Annotated in this window: 23 protein-coding genes; 12 read left to right on the forward strand and 11 right to left on the reverse strand. The window is 63.0% G+C overall.

Features of this window, described 5'->3' with window-relative positions:
• Window positions 1-58: 58 nt before the first annotated feature.
• The 3 genes from NKJ01_RS13690 to NKJ01_RS13700 all read left to right on the forward strand — a co-directional run bounded on the left by NKJ01_RS13690 (window position 59) and on the right by NKJ01_RS13700 (window position 2,586).
• Window positions 59-1,354, forward strand: a complete 1,296-nt coding sequence (locus NKJ01_RS13690; protein ID WP_352728599.1) for a DUF445 domain-containing protein — start codon at window positions 59-61, stop codon at window positions 1,352-1,354.
• Window positions 1,355-1,467: 113 nt separating this feature from the next.
• The gene (locus NKJ01_RS13695) at window positions 1,468-1,896 is read left to right on the forward strand and encodes a phasin family protein (RefSeq protein ID WP_352604898.1); all 429 of its coding nucleotides are present in this window, start codon (window positions 1,468-1,470) and stop codon (window positions 1,894-1,896) included.
• Between the two features lie 192 nt (window positions 1,897-2,088).
• Window positions 2,089-2,586, forward strand: a complete 498-nt coding sequence (locus NKJ01_RS13700) for a MaoC family dehydratase (protein ID WP_352604897.1) — start codon at window positions 2,089-2,091, stop codon at window positions 2,584-2,586.
• A gap of 17 nt (window positions 2,587-2,603) precedes the next feature.
• On the opposite strand, the gene NKJ01_RS13705 is transcribed toward NKJ01_RS13700, so the two are convergent.
• Window positions 2,604-4,073, reverse strand: a complete 1,470-nt coding sequence (locus tag NKJ01_RS13705) for an MFS transporter (protein ID WP_352728602.1) — start codon at window positions 4,071-4,073, stop codon at window positions 2,604-2,606.
• A 131-nt stretch (window positions 4,074-4,204) separates the two neighbouring features.
• Here NKJ01_RS13705 and NKJ01_RS13710 point away from each other — a divergent pair, with 131 nt between their 5' ends.
• Entirely contained in the window at window positions 4,205-5,098 is an 894-nt protein-coding gene (locus NKJ01_RS13710; RefSeq protein WP_352604893.1) for a LysR family transcriptional regulator, read from the forward strand.
• A gap of 16 nt (window positions 5,099-5,114) precedes the next feature.
• Here NKJ01_RS13710 and NKJ01_RS13715 read toward each other — a convergent pair whose 3' ends face one another.
• Complete coding sequence (locus tag NKJ01_RS13715) at window positions 5,115-6,515, reverse strand: aminotransferase-like domain-containing protein (RefSeq protein WP_352604891.1); 1,401 nt, start codon at window positions 6,513-6,515, stop codon at window positions 5,115-5,117.
• Window positions 6,516-6,620: 105 nt separating this feature from the next.
• Between NKJ01_RS13715 and NKJ01_RS13720 the strand changes: the two genes are divergently transcribed.
• Window positions 6,621-7,484, forward strand: a complete 864-nt coding sequence (locus NKJ01_RS13720; RefSeq protein WP_352728604.1) for a DMT family transporter — start codon at window positions 6,621-6,623, stop codon at window positions 7,482-7,484.
• A gap of 24 nt (window positions 7,485-7,508) precedes the next feature.
• On the opposite strand, the gene NKJ01_RS13725 is transcribed toward NKJ01_RS13720, so the two are convergent.
• From NKJ01_RS13725 to NKJ01_RS13735, 3 genes are all read right to left on the reverse strand, one after another.
• Window positions 7,509-8,549, reverse strand: coding sequence for a zinc-dependent alcohol dehydrogenase family protein (locus NKJ01_RS13725; RefSeq protein ID WP_352728606.1), 1,041 nt, complete (start codon window positions 8,547-8,549; stop codon window positions 7,509-7,511).
• Between the two features lie 118 nt (window positions 8,550-8,667).
• Window positions 8,668-9,318, reverse strand: a complete 651-nt coding sequence (gene maiA / locus NKJ01_RS13730; RefSeq protein WP_352728608.1) for a maleylacetoacetate isomerase — start codon at window positions 9,316-9,318, stop codon at window positions 8,668-8,670.
• 4 nt (window positions 9,319-9,322) lie between these two features.
• Window positions 9,323-10,018: a fumarylacetoacetate hydrolase family protein gene (locus tag NKJ01_RS13735; RefSeq protein ID WP_352728610.1), complete on the reverse strand. Its 696-nt coding sequence runs from the start codon at window positions 10,016-10,018 to the stop codon at window positions 9,323-9,325.
• 175 nt (window positions 10,019-10,193) lie between these two features.
• Here NKJ01_RS13735 and NKJ01_RS13740 point away from each other — a divergent pair, with 175 nt between their 5' ends.
• Window positions 10,194-10,877 (forward strand): response regulator, encoded by a 684-nt coding sequence (locus tag NKJ01_RS13740; protein WP_023757669.1) that lies wholly within the window; start codon window positions 10,194-10,196, stop codon window positions 10,875-10,877.
• 29 nt (window positions 10,878-10,906) lie between these two features.
• Here NKJ01_RS13740 and NKJ01_RS13745 read toward each other — a convergent pair whose 3' ends face one another.
• The 3 genes from NKJ01_RS13745 to NKJ01_RS13755 form a co-directional block, all read right to left on the reverse strand.
• Window positions 10,907-11,413, reverse strand: a complete 507-nt coding sequence (locus NKJ01_RS13745) for a GNAT family N-acetyltransferase (RefSeq protein ID WP_352728612.1) — start codon at window positions 11,411-11,413, stop codon at window positions 10,907-10,909.
• A 122-nt stretch (window positions 11,414-11,535) separates the two neighbouring features.
• Complete coding sequence (locus NKJ01_RS13750) at window positions 11,536-12,876, reverse strand: hybrid sensor histidine kinase/response regulator (RefSeq protein ID WP_352728614.1); 1,341 nt, start codon at window positions 12,874-12,876, stop codon at window positions 11,536-11,538.
• Window positions 12,877-12,890: 14 nt separating this feature from the next.
• Window positions 12,891-14,141 (reverse strand): FIST N-terminal domain-containing protein, encoded by a 1,251-nt coding sequence (locus tag NKJ01_RS13755; RefSeq protein ID WP_352728616.1) that lies wholly within the window; start codon window positions 14,139-14,141, stop codon window positions 12,891-12,893.
• 186 nt (window positions 14,142-14,327) lie between these two features.
• Here NKJ01_RS13755 and NKJ01_RS13760 point away from each other — a divergent pair, with 186 nt between their 5' ends.
• From NKJ01_RS13760 to NKJ01_RS13775, 4 genes are all read left to right on the forward strand, one after another.
• Entirely contained in the window at window positions 14,328-14,828 is a 501-nt protein-coding gene (locus NKJ01_RS13760; RefSeq protein WP_023757665.1) for a (2Fe-2S)-binding protein, read from the forward strand.
• Window positions 14,829-14,932: 104 nt separating this feature from the next.
• The gene (locus NKJ01_RS13765; protein ID WP_352728618.1) at window positions 14,933-17,281 is read left to right on the forward strand and encodes a xanthine dehydrogenase family protein molybdopterin-binding subunit; all 2,349 of its coding nucleotides are present in this window, start codon (window positions 14,933-14,935) and stop codon (window positions 17,279-17,281) included.
• A gap of 114 nt (window positions 17,282-17,395) precedes the next feature.
• Window positions 17,396-18,193: an FAD binding domain-containing protein gene (locus NKJ01_RS13770; protein WP_352728620.1), complete on the forward strand. Its 798-nt coding sequence runs from the start codon at window positions 17,396-17,398 to the stop codon at window positions 18,191-18,193.
• A gap of 254 nt (window positions 18,194-18,447) precedes the next feature.
• Complete coding sequence (locus tag NKJ01_RS13775) at window positions 18,448-19,470, forward strand: acyltransferase family protein (RefSeq protein WP_352728622.1); 1,023 nt, start codon at window positions 18,448-18,450, stop codon at window positions 19,468-19,470.
• Between the two features lie 43 nt (window positions 19,471-19,513).
• On the opposite strand, the gene NKJ01_RS13780 is transcribed toward NKJ01_RS13775, so the two are convergent.
• On the reverse strand, window positions 19,514-20,011 hold the full coding sequence (locus NKJ01_RS13780; RefSeq protein ID WP_031259644.1) for a GNAT family N-acetyltransferase: 498 nt from the start codon (window positions 20,009-20,011) through the stop codon (window positions 19,514-19,516).
• Window positions 20,008-20,766, reverse strand: a complete 759-nt coding sequence (locus NKJ01_RS13785; protein ID WP_023757660.1) for a copper homeostasis protein CutC — start codon at window positions 20,764-20,766, stop codon at window positions 20,008-20,010. Before NKJ01_RS13785 ends, NKJ01_RS13780 begins: the two co-directional genes overlap by 4 nt.
• Window positions 20,767-21,035: 269 nt before the next feature.
• Between NKJ01_RS13785 and NKJ01_RS13790 the strand changes: the two genes are divergently transcribed.
• Window positions 21,036-21,491, forward strand: coding sequence for a carboxymuconolactone decarboxylase family protein (locus NKJ01_RS13790; RefSeq protein WP_352728624.1), 456 nt, complete (start codon window positions 21,036-21,038; stop codon window positions 21,489-21,491).
• 74 nt (window positions 21,492-21,565) lie between these two features.
• Here the strand turns inward: NKJ01_RS13790 and NKJ01_RS13795 are convergent, their stop codons facing one another.
• On the reverse strand, window positions 21,566-21,997 hold the full coding sequence (locus tag NKJ01_RS13795) for a cupin domain-containing protein (RefSeq protein WP_352728626.1): 432 nt from the start codon (window positions 21,995-21,997) through the stop codon (window positions 21,566-21,568).
• A gap of 142 nt (window positions 21,998-22,139) precedes the next feature.
• Between NKJ01_RS13795 and NKJ01_RS13800 the strand changes: the two genes are divergently transcribed.
• Window positions 22,140-22,323, forward strand: a 184-nt coding sequence (locus NKJ01_RS13800) for a transposase family protein (protein ID WP_352728628.1), incomplete at its 3' end; no start/stop codon positions are given.

The raw sequence follows: 22,323 nt of genomic DNA on the forward strand, positions 1-22,323 counted from the left end.
GGCATTCGGACAAGCGAGATACTAGATTAGCTCGCAACCGACGAGGAGTAGCTCGACCATGGCACAATCGGCCCAGGCCATGACCCCTTTGCGAATCGGTAGCGACGCAGACGCCAAGCTTTCGGCGCTGCGGCGCACGAAATTCGCGGCAACAGCCGCACTGGCGCTGTGCGTTCTCGTCTTCGCCATGGCCAAGTCTTTCGAGCATAGCTATCCGTGGCTCGGGTTCGTCGCCGCCTTTGCCGAGGCCGCGACCATCGGCGGCCTAGCCGACTGGTACGCGGTGGTGGCGCTGTTCAGGCGGCCGTTGGGGCTGCCGATCCCGCACACCGCCATCATCCCCGAGAACCAGAGCCGAATCGCCGACAATCTCGGCCGCTTCATCGAGGTCAACTTCCTGGCGCCCGAACCGGTGCGCGAAAAGCTTGCCGAGGTCGATTTTTCGGCGCTCGTCGCCGATTGGCTGGCCGATGCCGATCGCGCTGCCGGCCTGTCGCGCTTCGTCGTGCGGCTGGTGCCGCAAACGCTTGTGGCGATGGAGCAATCCGGCCTGCGCGGCTTCGTCACCAGCCGCATGCTCGAGCAGATCGAGAAGGTGCCACTGGCGCCGCTGGCGGCCGAGCTGTTGTCGGCGGTCACCGACGATCGCCGCCACCAGAAACTGTTCGATGAATTCACCAAGGTGATCGGCCGGTTTCTCAACGACGAACAGGCGCTGGCGACGATGCGCGAGAAAATCCGCGAGGAATTGCCGTCGCTGTTCAACCTTTTTCGCGCCGACGCCTATCTGCTGAAGAAGATCGTAGCCTCGGCCGGTTCGCTGCTCGACGAGGTGAGGGTCGATCCGGATCACCCGATGCGCGCCGAATTCGACCTTTTCGCTCTAGGCTTCGTCGAAAGGCTGAGGACATCGAAGCAATATGCCAAACGCGCAGAGAAGCTGAAGCGCGATTTCCTGGCCCGGCCGGAGGTCAAGGCATTGGCCGGCGACATGTGGGCAAGCCTCGGCCAGTTCATTGAGCAGGACGCCAAGGCGCCGAATTCGGTTATCCGCGCGCATCTTGCCAACATGTTCGTCGAGGTCGGGCGGCATCTTGCAAGCGATGCGCAGATCAGGGCCGACATGAACACTGGGTTCGTGGTGGCGCTCGCGTCGTTCGTGGAGAGCCAGAAAAGCGGCGTGTCGACATTTATCGCCGACCAGGTCAAGCGCTGGGATCTTGCGCAGCTGACGCGATTGATCGAGATGAACATCGGCAGGGACCTGCAATACATCCGCTTCAACGGCATGATCATCGGCGGGCTCGCGGGTGTCGTGCTCTATCTGGCAGAGCGGCTGTTCCTCGTGAATTGATTGCGCGCCAGGCTGGCGTTGATTTCCATCGGGTTCGAAATGGACACACGGCACGCGAGTGCTATTCTCCCGCTGAGGGTGCCCGCATCCGCGGCAAAGGGGAGAAAACCAGCATGGCAAAACAACCGGAATCCGATTCCTTCATGGACATGTTCGGCAGATTCGGCCGCGACCTGAAGCTGCCCAATGTCGATGTCGAGGCGATCCTCGCCCATCATCGCAAGAACCTCGAAGCGCTGGAGAAATCGGCACGAGCCGGTGCCGCCGGCGCGTCCTCGCTGTTGTCCAGGCAGCGCGAGATGTTGCAGGACACGCTGCGCGAAGTCACCGATATGGCGCAGAGCTACAGGGCGCCTGGCAATCCGCAGGAATTGATGGCCAAACAAACGGAATTTGCCAGAAAGTCCTTCGAGGCGGCGTTGAAGAATGCCGGCGAAGTCGCTGAACTGGTAAAGAAATCCGGTATCGAATCGGTCGATATTCTGCGCACGCGCATCAAGGAGGCGATGGAGGAAATTCGCTCCGGCTACGAGAAGAAGTAGCAGCTGTGGCCCAGGCCGGCTCATTGCTGCCGGCCGCTCTGAAGGCGGGGAAATACCGATTGACCTGCCCCTTGCGCTGGGAGCCATGGCGCGATTGTGGCCTGGTTCGGCGGAACGGATTCGCGCAGGGCGAATTGACAGAGGCCGTCAGTTCGTGGTCCGGAGGCTTGGCAAGCGATCGGGAAACCAGGAATGACCGAAATACGGCCTAAAACGCCGCCGACCTACGAGCAGTTGAGGACGATGGCCGGGCAGGAGCTTGGCGTGTCGGAATGGACGACGGTCGACCAGAACCGGATCGACCAGTTCGCCGAATGCACCGGCGACCATCAATGGATCCATGTCGATCCCGAGCGGGCGCGGCGGCAAAGCCCGTTCCGCACGACGATCGCGCATGGCTACCTGACATTGTCGATCATCGGCGCGCTGGCGCTCGGCATGGGCATCGTTCCGGAGAATACCCAGGCCGCCTTCAACTATGGCTTCGACAGGGTGCGTTTCCTGGCGCCGGTCAAGGTCGGCGCACGCATCAGGCTGCGCATCACGCTGCTGTCCATGGAGGACAAAGGCCCCGGCCAGTATCTGATGAAGGCGGCCAATACGGTCGAGATCGAAGGCGAGGAAAAGCCCGCTCTGACGGCTGAAACGCTGGTCATGCTCTACGAGCGCCGCAAGCGGGCAGGGGCCTGAGCGCCGGTTCGCGCAGATCAGAGGTTTTGCGACACTTCCACCAGTCTCTGCCGCCTGAACTCGGCGCGGACCGAGAGCAATGCGAGGACCAGCGCGACCAGCGCCAGCACCGTTGCCGTCTGAAAGGTGACCTGCATTCCCCGTGCGGCGGCATCGGAACTCAGAGGACCAATACCTTCGTGTCCTCTAGCCGACGCGACGGCGAATATGGCGCCCATCAACGATGCGCCGGTGATGAGCCCAAGATTGCGTGAAAGATTGAGCAGGCCGGAAACGACGCCGCGCTCGCCGGCACCGACACCGGTCATGACGGCTGCATTGTTGGATGTCTGGAACAGCGCGTAGCCGACGCAGGTGACGGTGATCGGAACGACATAGCCGCCAATGCCGAGTTTGGTCATGGCGAGTGACAGCAGGAAGGTGCCCGTGGCAAGGCTCAGCAGGCCGGCGACCATCATCCTGTGAGCGCCGAAGCGGTCGGTCAGGCGTCCGGCCACCAGCGCCGACAGGGTCGAGACGAGCGGGCCGGTCGACAGCACGAGGCCGACCATTGCGGCATCCAGCCCGAGCCCCCGCGACAGGTAGAACGGGGCCACCACCAGGGTCGCCATCATTACCGTTGCGACAACGAGGCTCATGGCGAGACTGGCGCTTAGCTGGAGGTCGCGGAAGCTGGCAAATTGGATCAAGGGGTTTTTCACTCTCGCCTGCGCGGCGGCGAAGAGAACAACACCAATGCCGGCAGCTATCAGCAGGCCGATGTTGAGCGCTCCGAAATTGCCTCTGCCAAGCGTCATGGCCAGCGCATAGGCGGCCAATGTTAGAGCCAGCAGGACCGTGCCCGTCACATCGAACGTGCCTCGGTCGACTTGCGCGGTTTTATTGCGCGCCGGCAAGGCACGCCAGGCGAGAGCGAAGGTGAGCATACCTAGCGGGACATTGACGAGGAAGATTGCTCGCCAGCTGAAGCCGGCGATCAAGAGGCCGCCGAGCGAAGGGCCAAGCGTCGTGCCGATCGCGGACATGGCGCCGAGCAGGCCCATGGCGCTGCCGGTCCGCTCCTTGCTCACCGTTTCCGCGACAAAAGCCAGCGTCAGCGCCATCATCAGCGCCGCGCCAAACCCTTGCACGGCGCGCGCGGCGATCAGCAGCCCGAGTGTCGGCGCCAGGCCGCAGAGCACCGATGCCGATGTGAACAGCGCGATGCCGCCAAGCAGCAACGGCCGGCGCCCGAACATGTCGGCCAGCCGTCCGGCGCTGACGATCAGTGTGGTGATGGCGAGGAGATAGGCCAGAACAACCCATTGCACGGACTGGAACGATGAGCCGAAATTCTGCATCAGCGATGGCAGCCCGACGCTGGCAATGCTGGTTCCCAGCGACGACAGCAGCGTGGCGAGCGACAGGCTTGCCAGCGCCCAGCGGGCGGATTGCATCTGTGGCAGCGCCGATGCGCGCCCGTCCCGATTTTGCTCAGCGATTGCCACGGCGATCTCCTTTCCATCAGCTCCAGTGCCGGAGCCAGCGGAGATTTAGTCTCTTGATTGATATGGCGGAAGGCGCAGCATTTGCATCGTATTCATGCGTCAAACGCCATATCATATGCTATGATTCGCCAATGGCATCGCCCGATCTCAATTTGCTGTTTGCTCTCGACGTCCTGCTGTCCGAAGGCAGCGTGGCGCGCGCCGCCAGCCGTCTGCGTCTCAGCCCTTCGGCGATGAGCCGCACGCTGGCGCGGCTGCGCGAGGCGACGGGCGATCCGCTGCTGGTTCGGGCCGGTCGCGGCCTAGTGGCGACGCCGCGTGCCGAAGAACTGCGACAGCAGGTCGGCCGTGTCGTCCAGGATGCGGAGGCACTGCTGCGTCCTGCCATACTGCTTGATCTCCGGCGCCTCGACAGGGTCTTCACGTTGCGCACCAATGAGAGTTTCGTCGAAGAGTTCGCGCCTCGTCTCGTCGCGCGTATCCAGAACGATGCGCCCGGCGTGCGGCTGCGCTTTGCACCGAAATCCGACAAGGACGTCATGTCGTTGCGCGACGCGGCGATCGATCTGGACATAGGCGTCGCTGGCGAGACCGGACCGGAGGTGCGCATTCAGGCATTGCTTCGCGACCGCTTCATCGGCGCCGTGCGAACGGGTCATCCCTTGAGTGAGGGCGCGGTGACGCCCGAGCGCTATGCGGCGGGCCGGCACATCAGCGTTTCACGGCGTGGCCGCGAGAAAGGGCCGATCGACGAGGCTTTGAGCCTGCTCGGGCTGCAGCGGACGGTCGTGTGCATGGTTTCCGGTTTCTCGGCAGCACTTGCCATGGCGCGCACGTCAGACCTGATCGCCAGCGTTCCGGAGCGGCATACCGAGGGCGCACGCGCCGGCATGCACAGTTTCCCCCTGCCGGTTGCCACCGCTGGGGTCACCATCTCCATGCTGTGGCACCCGCGCCTCGATGCCGATCCGGCGCAACGTTGGTTGCGTGATTGCGTGCGAGAGGTCTGTGCGGCGTCGCGCTGACCGACAACCGTGCGCGTCAACGCTCCATTGCTGCCTCGAGCACTTTGAAAATCCGCTCGTCCGCGCATTGGGCAACGTTGAAGCGCAGGAAACGGCTGGCCGTTCCGGACAGACTGAATGCGTTTCCGGGCGCCAGCACGATGTTGTCGGCCAAGGCGCGGCGGGCCACTTCGGCCGCATCCACCCCATCCGGCAACCTGCACCACAAGAACAGGCCGGCCGGCTGGTCGATCCAGGGCGTGACGCCGATCGCCTTCAGGCGGGCGTTCGTCTCGCCCATGGCGCGCGCAAGCTTCGCGCGCAGCAAATCCATGTGCTTGCGGTAGCTGCCGTCCTTCAGCAAGGTCAGCACGAGTTCGGCCGCAAGCCGCCCGCCGCCGAAGGTCGTAGCGATCTTGAGGTCGGTCAGGCCCTCGATCCAGTCGCGGGGTGCCGCGATGAAGCCGCAGCGAACCGACGCTGAAAGTGTCTTGGAGAAGCTGCCGATGTGGACGACGCGGTTCAGGCCATCGAACGCTGCCAGCCTGGGGGCAGGGGCATGTTCGAAATCGGCGAAGATGTCGTCCTCGACGATGGTCAGATCCGATTGGTCGGCGAGCTTGAGAAGGCGGTGCGCGGTGACCGGCGACAGGACCGCACCGGTCGGGTTGTGGATGGCGGAGTTGGTGATGTAGAGGCGCGGGTGGTGCTCGGCCAGCGCCTGCGCGAACAGGTCGATATCCGGTCCCGACGGCGTATAGGGGACGCTGACGACCTTGGCCCGGTGAGCGCGCAGCAGGGCGTGGAAGTTGAAATAGCAGGGGTCGTCCATCAGCACGGTGTCGCCGGGTTCGATCAGGAACCGGCACAGGAGATCGATGGCCTGCGTGCCCGATTCCGTCAGTATGATCTGGTCGGGCGAGGCTTCGATTCCATACCCGGCCATGCGCCGCGCCAGCAATTGCCGCAGCGGCGGCAGACCGAGTGGCGTGCCGTAGTCGGCCAGCGAAATATCGGCCGCACGCGCCACCGTGCGCAATGCCCGGCGCAATCCGGCCTGCGGCATCCAGGAGGCCGGCAGCCAGCCGCAGCCGGGCTTCAGCATGTCGTCGCCGGCTTCCAGCGACTGGCGCGAGATCCAGAGCGGATCGACGGCGCGGTCGAGGCGGGGACCGATCTCGGCCAGCGACAGTGGCGCCAGCGAGCCGGCGGCATAGAAGCCCGAGCCCGGCCGGGACCGGATCGCGCCTTCGGCGGCGAGCCGCTCATAGGCTTCGACCACGGTGGATTTGGACACTTGCATGGATTTGGCGAAGGCGCGGATCGACGGCAATCTCGCTCCCGGCGTCAGGCTGCGCGCCGCGATCCGCTGACGGATCGTCGTCATGACGCCTTCGACCAGCGTTCCGCTGCTTTCGCCTGTGGTCTGTCTGTCCATCCGTACCGCTCAATTGCCCATGACAGTTTTGTATAACTGTACCGCATTGTCTCTGGCAATGCCACGGGCTCCGCTCGATACAGAGCCGACAAAACGGAGCATATGATGGACAAGATCGCGAGCGGCTGGGTGAACGGGTTCATTGGCGTGTTGATCTTCAGCGGCTCGCTCCCGGCAACGCGCGTGGCGGTGAAAGATTTCGATCCGACATTCCTGACGTCGGCCCGGGCGGCGATTGCCGGAATGCTCGGCCTGGCGCTGCTGCTCCTGTTCCGGCAGAAACGCCCGGAGCGTGGCGATCTGCTGTCGCTGGTGATCGTTGCACTTGGCGTGGTCGTCGGTTTTCCCTTGCTGACCGCCCTGGCGCTGAAGCACGTCACCACGGCCCATTCCATCATCTTCGTCGGCCTGCTGCCGCTGGCGACCGCGATCTTCGGCGTACTGCGCGGTGGTGACCGTCCGCGCCCGGCGTTTTGGCTGTTTTCGTGCGTTGGAAGTGCGCTGGTCGCAGGCTTTGCCCTGACGCAAGGCGTGACGGCTTCGCCGATCGGTGATGGCCTGATGCTCGCCGCCATCGTCGCCTGCGGCCTGGGCTATGCCGAGGGGGCAGCGCTGTCGCGCAAGCTCGGCGGTTGGCAAGTGATCTGTTGGGCGCTGGTGCTGTCGCTGCCGATCATGTTGGTGCTGACTTTCGCGACGCTGCCGCCGTCCTTTGCCGGCGTCGGATCCAACGCCTGGATCGGACTGGGCTACGTCTCGCTGTTCAGCATGCTGATCGGCTTCGTCTTCTGGTATCGCGGCCTGGCGCAAGGCGGCATCGCCGCCGTTGGGCAGTTGCAGTTGCTGCAGCCCTTCTTCGGCCTCGCCCTGGCGGCGACGCTGCTGCACGAGCAGGTCAGCCCGCTGATGGTCGTCGTCACGCTCGGCGTGGTGTTGTGCGTGTTCGGCGCGAAGAAGTTTGCAAGGTAGGGCCGACTCGGGCGACCGGGCCGGCTAAAACTTCGTCACCACGCCGATGCCGATGCCCTCGAAGCCGCCCATCGCCATCAGGGCCGCGGGTGCTTCGTCGAGGCTGATCTTCTTGCCGACGAGCAGTTCGGGCCTGAGCTTGCCGTTGCGGATCATGTCCATCATCGCCTGGTAGCGGTAGGCCTGCATGCCGTGGCTGCCGAGGATTTCGAGTTCGAAGGCGATCACCTTGTCCATCGGCACCTGCGGCCGCGCATGCTCGCCCAGCATCAGGCCGACCTGCACATGGCGGCCGCGCCGGCGCAGATTGGCGATCGAATTGAACGAGGTGGTGGGGTGGCCGAGCGCGTCCATCGACATGTGCGCGCCGCCATTGGTGATCTGCTTGACCGCCTTGACGACATTCGACGTCGTGGACGCATTGATGGTGGCGACGGCGCCGATCTTTTTGGCGAAATCCAGCTTCTCGTCGGTGAGGTCGATGGCGATCACATTTGCGCCCATGGCACTGGCAATCATGATCGCCGACAGGCCGACGCCGCCGCAGCCATGCACCGCCACCCATTCGCCGGGCGTGACCCGGCCCTGGTCGACAATGGCGCGAAACGAGGTGACGAAACGGCAGCCGAGGCTGGCGGCGGTGGCGAATTCCATCTCGTCGGGCAGGCGCACGAGATTGATGTCGGCGTGTTCGATGGCAACGTATTCAGCAAACGAGCCCCAGCCGGTGAAGCCAGGCTGCGTCTGGTGCTCGCAAACCTGGTGATTGCCCGAATTGCACTCGAAGCAGCGGCCGCAGCCGACGGCGAACGGCACGGTGACGCGTTCGCCTGCCTTCCAGCGGGTGACCTGCTTGCCGGCGGCGACCACGACGCCGGCCAGTTCGTGCCCCGGCACATGCGGCAGCGTAATGCCGTCGTCATGACCCATCCAGCCATGCCAGTCGCTGCGGCAAAGCCCGGTCGCCTCGACCTTGATGACGACGCCATCGGCAGCCGGCTTCGGATCGGGAACGGTCTGGATCGTCGGCGCTTCGCCGAATTTCTCGAAGACGACGGCTCTCATGGGTCACTCCACTCGTTGCAAGGAAAACGATAGCCGATTCCCTGTTGGGTCAAGCGGAAATCGATTCCGCCAGAACTGCTGTTCCGGGCGCCGACGTTACGCGTCGGCCGATGAAGCCCTATTCAGCATCGATCTGGTTCTGGGGTGCGGCTTGCTGGAAAGCCGGCAGCGCGATGCATGCGGCGTTGATGCGAGCGATCGTCGGATAGGGGCTCAGGTCGACGCCGAAGCGGGCGTTGCTGGTGACTTGCGCGGCCAGGCAGATGTCAGCCAGCCCCGGCGTGTCGCCATGGCAGAATGTGCCGGTCTCGGGCGAGGAAGCCAGGATCTTCTCAAGCGGTTGAAAGCCTTCGTTCACCCAATGGCGGAACCAGTTGGTGATGTCCTGGTCGCCGGCTCCGAACAGGGTGCGCAGCGAGGTCAGCACGCGCAGATTGTTCACCGGGTGGATGTCGCAGGCGATCATCTGCGCCAGCATTCTCACGCGTGCCCGACCGGCCGGATCGCTTGGCAGCAGCGGTGGTTCGGGGCTGGTCTCATCGAGGAATTCGATGATCGCCAGCGATTGCGTCAGCAGCGTGCCGTCGCCGAGGATCAGAGCCGGCACCAGCCCTTGCGGATTGACTGCGAGATAGGCCGGTTCCAGATGCTCGCCATGGCGCAGATGATGCGGCACGTAGTCGTAGCGCAGCCCCTTCATCTCCAGCGCGATCCGCACCCGGTAGGAGGTGGAGGACCGATAGTAGTTGTGCAGGACGAGGTCGCTCATGCGCTCACTTCGGTTGGCCGATGGTCGCTTCGATCGTGCCGACGCCCTCGACGCCACCAGTCATCGTGTCGCCGGCACGAACCGCGCCGACGCCGGCCGGCGTGCCGGTGAAGATCAGGTCGCCGGGCTGCAACTCCATCGCCTCGCTGCAGATCGACACGATATCCGATATCGGCCAGATCAGCTCGGCGAGGTCGGCATCCTGCCTGACCTGGCCGTTGACGGCGAGCCAGATGCGGCCCTTTTGCGGGTGTCCGGATCTCGCCGCGGGGACCAATGGACCGCAAGGCGCGGAGCGGTCGAACGCCTTCGCCCAGTCCCACGGACGGGCGGCCTTCTTGGCCTCGTCCTGCAGATCGCGGCGGGTGAGGTCGATGCCGACGCCATAGCCCCAGACATGATCCAGCGCCTTGTCACGGGCAATGCGGAAGCCGGCTTTGCCGATCGCGGCAACCAGCTCGATCTCGTGGTGCAGATTGGCCGTCAGCGGCGGGTAGTGAATCGTCGAACCGGAATCGACCACCGCGTCGGCTGGCTTGGTGAAGAAGAAGGGCGGGTCGCGCTCGTCATTGCCGAGCTCGCGGGCATGCGCCGCGTAGTTGCGGCCGACGCAGAAGATGCGGCGCACCGCGAAACGCTCAGGCGAGCCCGCAACGGCCACCGATGCGATTGCGGGCGAGGGAAGGACGAAGTCTGTCATGTAGGTCTCTGCCTGATTACCGCAACATTCGACCGATTTGGGCGGCCGGGCAAGGCGATTTGGTCGAGGAAGTGCCGGCGGCGCTTTCCGCCGGAGATGGCGATATACTATTTGGCAATAATCTGGCCATGCTGGCGAGGTTATTCTAATCGCCCACGAACTGAAATGAACCCCTATGACCGCAATCCACGATCGCGCCCGGTTCCTGATCATCGACGACCATCCGCTGTTTCGCGAGGCGCTGCACAGCGCGGTGCAGATGGCCTATCCGGAAGTCGACACGGTGGAAGCGCGCTCGATCACCGAGGCGCTCGATCTGCTGGCCGGCGCCAAGCCGTTCGACCTTGCGCTTCTCGATCTCAGCATGCCTGACGTGCACGGCTTTGACGGGCTGCTGCAGCTCAGGACCCGCTATCCGCGCCTGCCGGTGGTGATCGTTTCCGGCCATGAGGAGCCGAAGATCATTTCTGAGGCGCTGTCCTATGGTGCCGCCGGCTTCATTCCGAAATCGGCGCGCAAGAGCGACCTGGCCGCCGCCATACGCTCGGTGATGGAAGGCGCGATCTATGTGCCGGAAACCTATGAAGGCCGCACGCCCGACGCCGAAAGCGTCGATCGCGCCGACATGGTGCAGCGCCTGTCGACGCTGACGCCGCAACAGCTGCGGGTGCTGCAGATGCTACGCCAGGGCCTGCTCAACAAGCAGATCGCCTATGAGCTGCAGGTGGGAGAGACCACGGTGAAGGCGCATGTGTCGGAAATCCTGCGCAAGCTCAATGTCTACAGCCGCACGCAGGCGGTGATCGAGGTGTCGAAGCTCGACAATGCGGAGCTGTTTCGGGACCAGGCTGGGTTTTGAGGGCCAACGGCGGGCGTGCGCGTCGTGGCTTATGACAATGAAAGTCTCATCAGCGGGTGGGCCGCATCGCGGTGTGCTATGGCTTGGAACCCTGCGCTCTCGAAGGTCGACACGTACCCGCTACCCGTTGCGCTCGGCGACTTGCTGCCATCGAGCGGCATCGCCTCGATCGCCTCGGCGCCATGTCGTCTTGCGTGAGCGATGCTCGCCTTGATCAGTACTCGAGTTATCCCGCGTCGACGATGGCCCTTGCGGACGTAGAAGCAGGAGATGAACCATGTCTTTTCCCGACGGTCTTCGGCGCCGGTCCACCTTGTCTTGAGGTAAGGCACTGCTTCGACGGGCGTGATTTGGCACCATCCCACGGTCATTTCTCCGTCGAAGGCCAAAAGGCCCTGGGGCACATCGCCAGATAACGCCGATTGCTGAAATGCACGCCGATTTTCATCGGGTGGCCGCTGGCGGTAAGCCGGGCCAATCTTTCCGTACATGCACCAGCAACGACCGACCGGTCCGCTCACCGAAAACAGATCCACGAACGCCGGCCAATTCTGTCGAGAAAGCGGTTCGACTCTAAAGCTCATTGCCCACAAACGCCGACAGTCGCCATCGGGTTTCGGTTGCCAGGCAAAGGCGCACTTGTCACCGTAGTTCCGCCCTAAGCCAGCAAATGCGCCAGCAGCGCTCTCAGCTGCGCCGGCTTCAGTGGCTTGCGCATCAGTTCGATGCCACCCGCACGCGCTGCCTTGGCGACCGCTTCGGAACTGTCGGCGGTGACGATCAGCGCCGGCACGGCGCGGCCGAGATAGTCGCGGACTTCGGCGATCGTGGCGGTGCCGAGATCGCCGCCGTCGAGATGCTGGTCGGCAATGACGATGTCGGGCACCCAGTCGGTGTCGCCGAGCATGTCGAGGGCATCGTCGGTCGAGGTCGCGGCCCGCACCAGGCATTGCCAGCGCTCGAGCAGGAACATCATGGCCTGCAGCACTTCGACATCGTTCTCAACCAGCAGCACCTTGGTGCCGAACAGGCCATAGCCGCGCGGCCGTTCCATGTCGGCAAGGCTGGCGATGGCGTCGGCCGGGGCGCCGATGCCGACGGGAACATCGATGTGGAAGATGGTGCCGCGCCCGACCTTCGATGAAAATGTCACGGGATGGCCGAGCGCGCTGGCCATGCGGCGCACGATGGCAAGTCCGAGGCCGAGACCGCCACCGTCCAGTTCGGCATTGGCGGATGAGGTGCCGCGATGGAATTCCTCGAACACCGCCTCGCGCTGGTCGTCGGGGATGCCGCAGCCGGTGTCGGCGACATCGATGCGGATGATGTCGCCGCGATGCCTGGTGCCGACCAGCACGCCGCCTGTGCCAGTATAGCCCAGCGCATTGGAAAGGATGTTCTGCAGGATGCGGCGCAGCAGCGTGCGGTCGGAGCGGACCACGGCATTGACCGGCCGGAACTTCAGCGACAGGCCCTTCAGTTCCGCCACCGGTTGGAAATCCGAGCGCAGCGACGAGAACAGCGCCTCCAGGCTGACGTCGCTTATGTCGGGCTGCACCACGCCGGCATCGAGCTTGGAGATGTCGAGCAGCGTGCGCAGCAGGTCCTCCATCGTCTCCAGCGAGCGCTCGACCTGCCGCACCAGCTTCTTGCCCTCGTCGCTGGTCTGCACTTCGGCGAGCGCCGAAACCGAGAGGTGTGCCGCGTTCAACGGCTGCAGCACGTCGTGGCTGGCGGCGGCGAGAAACCTTGTCTTGGACAGGTTTGCCAGTTCGGCGTTTTCCTTGGCGGCGCTGAGGTCGATGTTCGATTGCTCCAGCCGACGCAAGGTCGAGTGCAGTTCCTCGGTTCGCGTGCGCACCCGGTTTTCCAGCGAAATCGCTGTCTGGAACAGCGAGAAGGCGTTGCCTTGCTGGTCCATCGACCGTTCGACGCGGCTGACCAGTGCCGCGTTGATCTTCTTCAGCTTTTCAAGATCGTTTATGTCCCTCAGCGGCATCGTATTCCGCCGCCTTATTCCGCCGCCTGGCGCTCGCCGAAGGCGATGCCGGTAAAAGTCTGGTTCAGATGCATCGACCGGTACTGTTCGCCATAGGTGCCGAAGCCGATGACATTGTTGACCCGGTAGAGTTCCGAGATGTCGCGAAACACTTGCCGGTTGCGCGCATCCAGCCGGCGCAGCACGCAGTCGAAGCCGAGGATCATGTCGATGCCGCCAAGCCTCTCCTCGACATCGCGCAGTGCCGCCCGCGTCGCTTCGATCATGTCCTTGGGCTGGGCGATCGACAGCACGACGCCATCGTCGATGGCGCAGAAGAACGACAGCGAACCGTCGGGATGCATCTTCTGGATCGAACGGCAGTAATATTCACCGCCGACCTTCACCACCACCGGATGCGAAGCAAAGCTCAGCGGCGTCAGCATCTGCGCGACGATGCCGACGGAAGCGGCATATTCCTCCGCGGCATTGGTGGCATTGAACTCGCGCACGATGCGGTGATCGGGATCTGACGACGTCACCACCAGCTTTTCGTCTGTTGGAACGAAATTGTCGGTCTTGAAGACATGGAAAGGAATTTCGGTTGCTACCAGTACGATGATGGCGCTGTCGGAGGTGACCTTGCCGTTCGAGATGAGGCGCGTCGTCTCGAATTTCAGATCGTCACCGGCCGAGCCGCCAAGCAGCGGTATGTCGTCTAGGCCCCAATGGATGGCCGAACTCACCGCTTCCTCGGCATAGGAAAGTCCGTCGATGAAGCAGAGCGCGAACGTTCCCTGGGTGCGATCGCAACCCAGGCGCGCGCGCAGCGACCGCCGCAAGGCCTCGACCTCACTGGTGATGATGTCCATGCCCGACGACGACAAATTGTCGACCATCACGCTGACGGCGGTGAACACGGCGGACGGAAGCAGCATGGCGAGCACGTGGCCATCCTCGAGGCCTTGCGGCGTGATCTCGCCGGCGGTCGAGCAGCCAGCGTGATGGAGGGCCGGTGCGTGGGTCATGAGCGCCTGGGAAAGCGCGCTGGCCTCGACCAGGCTCTGGGAAAAGAACAGCAGCGCAAAGCCGGCGTCGATCACGGCTGCCTCCAGCGCGATCGCCCTGGCGAACGCCTCCATGTCGGGCTCGTCCGTGGTGAGCGCCGACAGGCCGCATGCATAGCGCGTCCGTGAATTGGCCAGCGATGTTCTCCGCGTTTCCTCCGACGCGTTTTTGTGCGCGCCCTGTTTTTTGTGTGCTTTGGCGCCCGCGTCGACAAACATTGTTGCCTTCAATCTGTGTTTTGGCAATGGGCAGGGTGGGGCGTGGCCATGACCGAAAGTATAATGTGCCGCGTTTGCGACGTGCTGTTTTTTGTCCGTTGTGCGGTGTACGAATAATGCATGGGGTTGACGCGCCAACACCGCGTCGGCAGCGTGATGACCAAGGTTGATACCCAGGGAGGGACCATGTCGGATGTTTCGTTGATGGTGAACGGAAAACGGGTCAGCGGTGCTGCCGAAGACCGAACGCTTCTGGTTCACTTCCTGCGGGAAAATCTCGGCCTTACCGGAACGCATGTCGGTTGCGACACCTCGCAATGCGGTGCCTGCGTCGTTCATGTCGACGGCAAGGCAGTCAAATCCTGTACGATGCTTGCCGCGCAGGCCTCCGGCTCGACCGTCGTGACGATCGAAGGCCTGGCCAACGGCGCCGACCTGCATCCGGTGCAGGCCGCCTTCAAGGAACATCATGGGCTGCAATGCGGCTTCTGCACGCCAGGCATGATCATGACGGCGACCGATATGATCAACCGCCATCCCGAAGGCCTCGACGAGGCGACTGTGCGGGCCGAGCTCGAAGGCAACATCTGCCGCTGCACCGGCTACCACAACATCGTCAAGGCGATCCTCGCTGCATCGAAGACGATGTCCAAGGCGTCCAAGGGCAAGGCGAAACAGGCTGCCTAGGGTGAATAGTGAATGGTGAATGGTGAGTAGAGTGGCCGCGGGCTCCTCCTCCATTTCGACCATTCATCAATTCACCATTCACTATTCACCGGGAGGAATTTCTGATGGGCATTGAAGGTGTTGGCGCTCGGGTCGCGCGCAAGGAAGATAAACGGTTCATCACCGGCGCCGGCCGCTACGTCGACGACATGGTGGTTCCAGGCATGAAGCATGCCGCCTTCGTGCGCAGCCCGCACGCGCATGCGCAGATCAAGAAGATCGACGTCAAGAAGGCTCAAGGCATGCCCGGCGTCATCGGCGTGCTGACCGGCAAGGAACTCAAGGCCGACGGTATCGGCAACATCATCTGCGGCTGGATGATCCACTCCAAGGACGGCTCGCCGATGAAGATGGGGGCGTGGTCGCCGCTGGCTTTCGACCGCGTCCGTTATGTCGGCGATGCGGTCGTGATCGTCGTCGCCGAGACCAAGGGGCAGGCGCGTGATGCCGCCGAGGCGGTCGAGATCACCTACAAGGAGCTGAAGGCCGTCGTCGATGCCTCCAGGGCGATGGACAAGGGTGCGCCGCAGATCCACCCGGAAGCCGACAACAATCTGATCTTCGACTGGGATATCGGCAATGCCGACGATACGGCCGCGGCCTTCGAGAAGGCTGCCCACGTCGTGAAGATGGACATCATCAACAACCGGCTGGTTCCCAACGCCATGGAGCCGCGCGCGGCGCTTGGCCACTATGACAAGGCGGAGGATCATTACACCTGCTGGACGACCTCGCAGAACCCGCATGTGGCGCGGCTGGTGATGAGCGCCTTCTACAACGTCGCGCCGGAAAACAAGCTGCGCGTGATCGCGCCAGATGTCGGCGGCGGCTTTGGCTCGAAAATCTACATCTATCCCGAAGAGATCGTCTGCCTATGGGCATCTAAGAAGACCGGCGTGCCGGTCAAATGGGTGGCCGACCGCACCGAGAGTTTCCTCACCGATGCGCATGGCCGTGACCATCACACCCATGCCGAAATGGCGTTCGACAAGGATCACAAGATTCTCGGCCTCAAGGTCGAAACCAAGGCTAATCTCGGCGCTTATATGTCACTGTTTTCGTCGGCGACGCCGACTTACCTCTACGCGACGCTGCTGTCGGGCCAGTACAACATCCCGGCGATCCACGCCAATGTGAAGGCGATCTACACCAACACCGCACCCGTCGATGCCTATCGCGGGGCAGGGCGGCCGGAAGCGACCTTCGTCATGGAACGCATGATGGAGACGGCCGCGCGACAGTTCGGCGTTTCACCCGCCGAGTTGCGCCGCAAGAACTTCGTCACCTCGTTCCCGCACCAGACGCCGGTCATCATGTGCTATGACGCCGGCGACTATGCGGCTTCGCTCGATGCGGCAATGAAGGCGTCGGACTATGCTGGCTTTGCCAAGCGCAAGGCCGCCGCCGCCAAGAAGGGGCTGCTGCGCGGCATCGGCATGAGCTGCTACATCGAGGCCTGCGGCATCGCGCCGTCCGCTGCGGTTGGTTCGCTCGGCGCCGGTGTCGGCCTATGGGAATCGGCAGAGGTGCGCGTCAATGCCGTCGGCACGATCGAGGTGCTGACCGGCTCGCACAGCCACGGCCAGGGGCATGAGACGACCTTCGCGCAACTGGTCAACGAGCGCTTCGGCGTGCCGCTTGATTCCGTCTCGATCGTCCATGGCGATACCGACAAGGTGCAGATGGGCATGGGCACCTACGGCTCGCGCTCGGGCGCGGTCGGCATGTCGGCGATCGTCAAGGCGCTCGACAAGGTCGAAGCCAAGGCCAAAAAGATCGCGGCACATCTGCTCGAGGCCGATGAGAGCGATATCGTCATCGAGAACGGCGCGCTGAAAGTCGCCGGCACCGACAAGAACGTGCCGTGGTTCCAGATGGCGCTCGCCGCCTACACCGCCCATAATCTGCCGGGCGGGATGGAACCGGGGCTGAAGGAGACGGCGTTCTACGATCCGTCGAATTTCACCTTCCCTGCCGGCTGCTACATCTGCGAGGTCGAGGTCGACCCGGAAACCGGCATGACCGAGATCGTCCAGTTCGTCGCCGCCGACGATTTCGGCAACATCATCAACCCGATGATCGTCGAGGGTCAGGTGCATGGCGGGCTTGCGCAAGGCATCGGCCAGGCGCTGCTCGAAGGCGCCCACTATGACGATAGCGGCCAGCTTTTGACCGCGAGCTACATGGACTACACCATGCCGCGCGCCGGCGACCTGCCATCGTTCAAGGTCTCGACCTCGAACACGCCATGCCCGGGCAATCCGCTCGGCATCAAAGGCTGCGGCGAAGCCGGCGCCATCGGCTCGCCGCCGGCGGTGATCAATGCCATCACCGACGCCATCGGCAGCAACGATCTCGCCATGCCGGCAACGCCGTCCGCCGTGTGGGCAGCGATCCGCGCGACGAAACATTGAATGCGAATAGCGAATAAGGAGCGGCGAATCGGGAAGAGAAGGCGGTGCGACGGGACAAATCCTATTCGCTAATCGTTCCTCCCTATTCGCTCTTTCACCCAGGGAGAAATACAAATGTACTCAGTCAATTATCACCGTGCCGCCTCGGTCGCCGATGCCGCCAAGCTGGTCAAGACGGGCGACGCCAAGCTGCTTTCGGGCGGCATGACATTGATCCCGGCAATGAAGACCCGGCTCGCCGCACCGTCCGACCTTGTCGACCTGTCGCGGATCAAGGAGCTGCAGGGTGTCACAGTGTCGGGCAAGACGGTCACCATCGGTGCCGCCACCGCGCATCACGCTGTCGCCAATGACGAAAAGCTGAAGAAGGCCTGTCCGGCGCTTGCCCATATGGCATCGCTGATCGGCGATCCGGCGGTGCGCCACAAGGGGACGATCGGCGGCTCGATCGCCAACAACGATCCGGCGGCCGATTATCCGGCGGCGCTGCTGGCGTTGGGCGCCACCATTGTCACCAACAAGCGCCAGATCGCGGCCGACAAGTTCTTCAAGGGCCTGTTCGAGACGTCGTTGAAGGATGGCGAAATCATTACCGCCGTCACCTTCACCGCGCCGGCCAAGGCGGCCTATGAAAAATTCCGCAATCCGGCATCGCGCTACGCCATCGTTGGCGTGTTCGTGGCCAAGGGCAAGGATGGCGTCAGCGTTGCCGTTACCGGTGCAGGTGATGACGGGGTCTTCCGCTCGAAGGAGATCGAGGCCGCACTCGCCAAGAATTTCGCGGTCGCGGCGCTCGATGGCGTGAAGGTTTCGGCGAAGAATTTGATGACCGACATCCATGCCTCGGCCGACTATCGCGCCAATCTGATCGCGGTGATGGCCAAGCGCGCGGTGGCTGCCGCCAACGCCTGATACGATCAGCTGCGAACAACGAAAGGGGCCTCATTGGCCCCTTTTGTGTGTTGCAACTGTCGTTGTCCAGTTCGCGCACCAACCCTTTGCTTGAGACAATTGCGGTCGACCCTTCGGCCGGTACTGATCCGCAGCAATCTCGCACTTGCACAAGTTTATCTTGCACTGCAATATGGACTGGGGCGGGAATGCGAGCCGGGTCGGCGCGGTTCACCGCCGTGCCCTTTCGCATGCCTAAATGCGAAAGGATCGGCATGACCGACATCTCCTCGACGCATGTCGTTCCGTCTCGATCCGCCGCCGACAGACCGGCCCGAACAAGACTGGCCTATCTCGACGGCTGGCGTGGTCTTTCAATCGGGCTGGTCCTGATCGGCCATTTTTTCCCTGTCCCCGGAATCAATCTCGGCGTACTGGGCGTCGAATTCTTCTTCGTGCTCAGCGGCCGGCTGATGGGCGAGATCCTGTTCATCGAACGTTATCCGCTGAAGAAATTCTTCAAGCGCCGGTTCTCCCGCATCTACCCGGCTCTCCTGGTTTTTGTGATCGTCGCGATGATTGCGCTCGTCAGCACGTTCATCTCCTTCAAGTGGAAGGCGGCGCTGACGGCACTGACATTCATGTATAATTATGCCGGCATTCTGGTGACGCGGGCAGGGGCGCTCGACCATATCTGGTCGCTTTGCATCGAGGAGCATGCCTATGTCATCCTGGCGCTGATCGGCGTGATCGTCTCAACGCGCTCCCGCGTCGTCGTACTGCTCCTGGCGCTGGCCTCGCTTGCCATGGCCAACGGCGCGGTTTCGTACTGGGTCCTCGGGATGGATTACGAAACCACTTATTGGCGCACCGACGTGCACATCGCGTCGATCCTGCTGTCGGCTTCGATCTGCCTGCTCAAGGCCGATGGCAGGCTGCCGTCGATCATGACAGGCAAGCATGTGGCGCTCGCTGCATCGATCTGTGCCGTTCTGCTGTTCCTCGATCCGGTGCCGACGCCGATCCATTATCTCCTCGCCGTCCCGCTGCTGGCTCTGGCCGTCAATGTGCTCGATTTCAGCCCGCGCTATTTTTCCGGATTGCTGTCCTCCTGGCCGATGGCGACGCTGGGCCTGTGGTCGTACTCGCTGTATCTGTGGCAGCAGCCGTTCTACAAATTCGTCTACGAGCAAGGCAGTGCGCCGGTCCTGATGCTCGCCGGCGTCTTTGCCTGCGCGCTCTGCAGCTACTACGTCATCGAGCGCCCCGCTCGTGAATGGCTCAACCGCAATTGGTGAGGCAATCGAGCCGTTCAGGCGTTTTGCGGTGCGCTCGGCCTGTCTATGCCTGCAGCGACCTGACGTAATAGCGCACCGCTTTCTTGCCGCCGTAGATCACGGCGTCGCCGGCTTCGGCAAAGCCGAGGGCGGCGTGAAAGGCATCCGAGGCGGGGTTCGGCGGGTCGATGTTGACTTCGCAGGTGACCAGCGTGTGGCCGGCGCGCTCAACATGGCCGAACAGGTCCTGATAGAGCCGGCGGGCATGACCGCGGCCACGCGCTTGCGCCGCGACGACGACGCGGTCGACATAGATGAAGCGCTCGTAGCGTTCGCGGAACCATAAGAAATTCGGACTGTCGTAACGGGCGTCCTGATCAAAAGTCATGATGAACGCTTCGAGATCGCCGATGCGGCGCGCGTAAAATGCTTCCCCAAGCAGGAAGGAGAGCCGTTCGGGCTCGAGCCAAGACAGTTCTGCGGCATGCTCGTTGTTGAGCGCCAGGATCTGCGCTTCGTCTTCGGCGGATACGCGGGTCATCGGGGCAGGGATTGTGATCATGCCTTGGCTGCCTTGATGGTGGCTGCCACCAGGTCGGTGTCGGTCAGTGTGTTGCGATACTCGCGGTCGAGGTCGGAGCCGCCCATGCCGACCTGGGGGTTGCGATAATCCATGGCGCTCGGCACCTCCCTGAGGGCGGCGAAATGCATTTCGGACAGACCGGTTTTTCTGCGCACTTCGGCAATGTTGCCGAGATCGAGCCCGCCGCAGCCGAGGATGACGATGCGATCGCCGGCCTGCCGCACCAGATCCGCCAACAGCGGCAAGCCTTCGATGGCGGTGTCACGCTGGCCGCTGGTCAGCACGCGGCCGACCTTGCTGCGGATCAGCGCTTCGAGCGCCTCGGCCGGGTCACGCGTCATGTCGAAAGCGCGGTGGCAGGTGACGTTCAAGGCCCCGGCAGCCTGCGTCAGTTCGCTCATGCGCGCCTCGTCAATGGTGCCGTCGCCGTTCAGGCAGCCGAACACCACGCCGGGTACGCCGAGGTCGCGCAGCGCCGAGACATCGGCGAGCATCGATGCGTACTCGTTCTCACTGTAGAGAAAATCCCCGCCGCGCGGCCGCACCATGACGTGGAATGGCACGGTCGCCTGGTCGAGGGCGGCGCGCACGGTGCCGAGGCTCGGCGTGATGCCGCCTTCAATGAGGCTGGCGCACAGTTCGACCCGGTCGGCGCCGGCAGCCTGTGCTGCCAGAAGGCCGTCGATACCTTCGACACAGATTTCGATCAGCGGCAGGCGAGTTTCTCTGGTCAAGGGCTATCCAATCCATGATGTCGCCGCCAGCCCTAGCATTGGGCCGGTTGGTGTGAAAGCGCGAACAGCGCCGCCATTTGGGCCAGCGGACATTTCCTGCTTGACTCTCATAACTGTTGAGTTATGGGTAAACCCATAGCCATGTGGTTATTGGTTTCCTGTGGCAGCGCGGCGTTGCGGCCGACAATCCTTTCAAATTCACAACCTCGGATGCCTTGCATCCGGGTCGGCAAAACACGTCCCGACGAACACCTCAAAGGAGAAAGACCATGCAAGCAAGAATCAAGAACCCGGTGATGCTCATTCCCGGTTCCGTGCAGGCGCTGCTGGCGCTGGACAAGTCGACCGAGTCAGCCGAATTGCCCTATGTCACCCGCAAGCTCATCCATCTGCGCGCCAGCCAGATCAACAACTGCGCCGTCTGCGTCGACATGCATTCCCGCGAGTTGAAGAAGGCCGGCGAAAGGGACGAGCGCATTTTTGCCCTGGCGGCATGGCGGGAGACGCCTTACTTCACCGACGCCGAACGCGCGGCCCTTGCGCTGACTGAAGCCGGCACACGGCTCGCCGACCGGCCGGACGCGGTACCGGACGATGTCTGGGACGAGGCCGCCCGGCACTATGATGAAAAGGCGCTTGCCGCGCTGGTCATCCAGATTGCGCTCATCAACGCCTTCAACCGCCTGAACGCCACCACGAGGCAGATGGTCGGTAGTTGGGGCTAGCCTTGGACGGGGGGCGGTGCGCTGTGACGCGCAGCACACCTCCTGACATCTGGGCGCGGATATCGCCTTGGCCGCTACTGGCGCAGTTCCGTATTCTTGGCGCCTTCCTCGACCTGATCGATGACCAATAGCTTGACCTCGATATCACCGATATTGGTGGCTTGATGCCACTGGCCGATCATTTCGATAATGAAATCGCCTGATTTGTAGGTGTTGCTGTTGCCGGTCTCGACATTGGTGACCTTCAGCGTTCCGGCCTGGACATAGGCGTAGCGCGGGAAGGGATGTCTGTGAACCGGTAAAGTCGCGCCTGCCGCGATGTCATAGGTCGACACCAGCACCTGCACGTTCTTCTGCGGCAGTATGATCGGCTGACCGGACGCGGTCGTCGTGCGCGATGCCAGTGGCGTCACCACGACGGACGCTCCGCTGCTGTCAAGCGCCCAAGCCGGGTTTACGGAAAAAACCGCCGCGAGCAGCAGCATCGACACCAGAATTTTTCGCATGATTCGTTCCAACCTTGACGACAGCATCGCGCGGCGGCCACTGGCATGCAAGGTTGCGCTGGGCGCCGGGCGGGGCGGAATCATGAATCGTTAACGCTCTGGTAACCAAGCGGGATTCTGTTGGCCGGGAAGGAGACCGGCGATGGACGCAAGCTTTCTCGATCATATTGACGACATTGAAGACCCTCGCGTGCCCGGAATGGTGGTCTATCGGCTCGACGAGATCCTGCTCACGGTGCTGGTGGGCCTGTTGTGCCGAGCGGAGGATTTCGACGAGATCGAGGACGTGGGCGTCGAACTGCTCGACTGGCTCCGGCGCATCTTGC

It is taken from the genome of Mesorhizobium sp. M0276, from assembly GCF_040321755.1.
GTDB lineage: Bacteria > Pseudomonadota > Alphaproteobacteria > Rhizobiales > Rhizobiaceae > Mesorhizobium.